Here is a 2,996-nt window from a genome sequence, read left to right as displayed (position 1 = left end):
CCGCGCCGGCCCGAGCCGCCAGAGGGCCGCCGCCATCGCCGCCCCCAGGCCGAGGAAGATCACCTGCGTGAGCCCGCTGCCGTCCTCGGAGGCCGCGAGCGTCGAGCGGTTGGCGAGATCGTGGAACCAGAGGTGGTTCCACAGCACGACCAGCACCGTCCCATTCAGGAGCACGCGCATCCAGTCCGGAAGGTCGCCCGCGGCTGGAACCGCGGAAGACTCGACCCGTCCGATCCGCGTTGCGATCCCTGGAGCAGAAGACAAGCGAGCATTCCGTCCGAGCGTTTCGTCGGTTGACCAAGCCAGCGTAGCCCGGAACCGGCCCGGCGGTCACCGAGAACCAGCCCGAACCACCGCGCGACTTCGCGATAACCTTGACGCGCGGTCGCCGCTCAGCGCCGCCCGATCGTCATGGACTGCCGGCTCGCCGCCTGGGTCTTGAGGAAGGCGGCCATCTCCGCGAGCTCCGGGGCCTTCGAGCGGAAGGTCACCGAGAGCGCGAGCAGCGTGTCGGCGTGGTCGAGGCCCGGATAGACGCGCTCCTGCACCGGCACGCGGGCGTCGCGCAGCTTCGCGGCGAGGCTCTGCGTGTTGCGTGGGCGCACGAGGGTGTCGTCGGCGCCGGTGGCGAGGAAGGCCGGCGGCGCGCTCGGCCCGACGAAGGCCACCGGCTGGGTCGCGCGCGGATCGGGCGCCTGGCCGAACACCTTGCGGGTGGTGTCCTGGTCGAAGGGCAGGAAATCGTAGGGGCCGGACAGGCCCGCGACCGCGCGGATCACCTTCGGGTCGACGCCGGCCGCCTTGAGGTAGCGCGTGTCGAGGCCGAGCATCAGGGCGTTGTAGGCGCCGGCCGAATGCCCGGCCAGCACGATCCGGCGCGGGTCGCCGCCATAGGCCGCGATGTTGTCGCGCACCCAGGCGATGGCCGCGGCGCCGTCCTCGAGGAAGCCGGGGAAGGGCGCCTCCGGGTAGAGCCGGTAGTCCGGCAGCACGGTGACGAAGCCCTGGGCGGCCAGCGCTTGGCCTACGAAGGCGTAATCCGCCTTCGAGCCGCTCTGCCAGGATCCGCCGTAGAAGAACACCAGCACCGGCGCGTTCTCGGGGGCGTTGACCGGGACGTAGACGTCGAGCCTCCGGCGCGGGCCCTCGCCGAAGGGCTCGTCGCGCAGCACCTGCCGTCCGCCGGCATCGCGCGGGCCGATCGCGTCGAACAGGGCGAGGGGGGAGCAGGCGGCGATGCCGATCGCCGCGAGCGCGAGGCATGCCAGGCTGGCGAGAGCCGTGAAGATTCGTGTCATTCGATGTCCGATTGGGCCGCGAACGCCAGATGGCGCGCGGCTCGGGGCGGATTCATGACCGGATCGCGCCGAACTTCGTTCGTGCGTCAGGTGCGCAGCACGATGCAGGCGCCGCCGACGCTGCGGATGCGGCCGCACAGGCCGTCGGCCGCCTGCCGGCTCTCGGCCGGGATGCGGATGCGGTAGAACGCGCGGGTGCCGCGGTTGCGCAGGCGCGTACCGATGATCATCGGGCGGACCTCGCCGATCACCTTGGCGTAGGTGGCGCGCGCGCGGGAGAAGGTCGCCAGCGCCAGGGACTTCGAGAAGTTGCCGGCGAGCTGGATGCCCCACGGGGCGGCCGGCCCCTCGTTGGCACCGATGGCGAAGCGATCGCCGCGCGACGGGATGCGCAGGCTCGCCGTGACCTGGAGGCAGGTCTGCGGCTCGGGCGCAGGATCGGCCTTCGCGGCCTCCCGCGCCTTGGTCTCCGCGGGCTTGGTTTCCGCAAGTTTGGCCGCGCCGCCCGTGGTCTCGCCGCCTTCCGGCGGCCCCATCTCGATCCGCGCGGCGCCCCCGCGCCAATCCTCGGGGGGAGCGCCGGTGATCGCGAGCACGTAGGCGCGGGTCTCGGTGGGCAGGCCGCCGCTGCCGGCGAGCCAGTTCGTCACCCGCCCCGGGCCGCCGTTGTAGGCGGCCGCCGCCAGGCCGAGGTTGCCGAATTGCCGCTTCAGGTCGGCGAGCAGGTGGGCGGCGTGCGGGATCGCCTGCTCGGGGTCGAACGGGTCGACGAGCCCGCGCTCGCGGGCCGTGCCGGGCATGAACTGGGCGACGCCTTGCGCGCCGACCGGGCTGACCACGCCGACGCGGAACGCGCTCTCGCGCCAGATCAGCCGCGTCAGGAACGGCACCGGCAGGTCTCGCGCCCGCGCCGCCCCCTCGATCAGCCGGCACAACGCCTGCTCGACGGTCTCGGTCGCCCCGTCGGAGGGGAGGGCGTGCGCGGGCGTGGCCAGGAGGAGGACGGCGAGTGCGGAAAGCGCCAGCGCCTTCCTTGTCCCATCTGTAGGTGAGGCGAGCGGGCTCACAAGCCTCGCACACCCAGTCGTCACACCCTCTCCGTCATCCCGTGTCTGCGCAGCAGAGCCCGGGATCCAGAGCCGCCGACAGCGCAGAACCGAGCACGACCTGCGGTTCTGGATCCTGGGCTCGCCTTCGGCGCCCCGGGATGACGGGGAGGGGACGATCGGGGACGATCGCACTCGGCTCCGATGAGACGGGGGAATGCGCGATTCTGCAGAGGGAGGCGGGACGGGGCGCGAACGCGTATCTTTCGGTGACGACGTGGACGCTCGAGCGGAAACCGTCATGCCTCGCGATCGAGCCCTTTGGCGGCGGTCGGCGTGCGACCGCCCCGTGTCACCCGCTCCGATCTAGCATCCCGCGACCGGCGATCAATCCACGCGGTCACACCCAGGCGGGGCGATCCGTGCCGAGGCGCCGCGCCGGGAGCGGCCAGGCCATCGGCGCGCCGTCGATCGCCAGGGGCGGCCGCAAGCGATGCGCCGGCCCCCACGCCGTCGCCTCGACGGCGGCGGAGAAATCGCCGTCGGATTCCGGTGCGAGTTCCCCTGCCGACGCCGTCGGCTCGGTGTCGAGGAGCAGCTGCGCCGTGCGGGCCAGGGACAACCGCGCGCCGCCCGCGACCCCGTCCTGCAG

General features: G+C 72.9%; 2 protein-coding genes and 2 pseudogenes. All 4 read right to left on the bottom strand.

Annotation, left to right across the window (positions count from 1 at the left end; all coding sequences use genetic code 11):
• Window positions 1-180, bottom strand: a pseudogene (locus tag FV222_RS21725) (O-antigen ligase family protein); the annotation flags it as partial.
• Between the two features lie 212 nt (window positions 181-392).
• Complete coding sequence (locus FV222_RS21720; RefSeq protein WP_147752256.1) at window positions 393-1,298, bottom strand: alpha/beta hydrolase; 906 nt, start codon at window positions 1,296-1,298, stop codon at window positions 393-395.
• 86 nt (window positions 1,299-1,384) lie between these two features.
• Entirely contained in the window at window positions 1,385-2,323 is a 939-nt protein-coding gene (locus tag FV222_RS21715) for a lytic transglycosylase domain-containing protein (RefSeq protein WP_238272558.1), read from the bottom strand.
• A gap of 421 nt (window positions 2,324-2,744) precedes the next feature.
• Window positions 2,745-2,996: pseudogene (locus FV222_RS29940) on the bottom strand (acyl-CoA transferase); the annotation flags it as partial.

Origin of the sequence: Methylobacterium sp. WL103 (assembly GCF_008039885.1) — a bacterium.
GTDB lineage: Bacteria > Pseudomonadota > Alphaproteobacteria > Rhizobiales > Beijerinckiaceae > Methylobacterium > Methylobacterium cerastii.
Note: the sequence above shows the minus strand (reverse complement) of the source record. Positions and strands in the feature narration are given on the sequence as shown.

Bases quoted from the DNA above. Each gene is read 5' to 3' on its own strand.
- FV222_RS21720 (WP_147752256.1), bottom strand. From the start codon at position 1,298: ATGACACGAATCTTCACGGCTCTCGCCAGCCTGGCATGCCTCGCGCTC.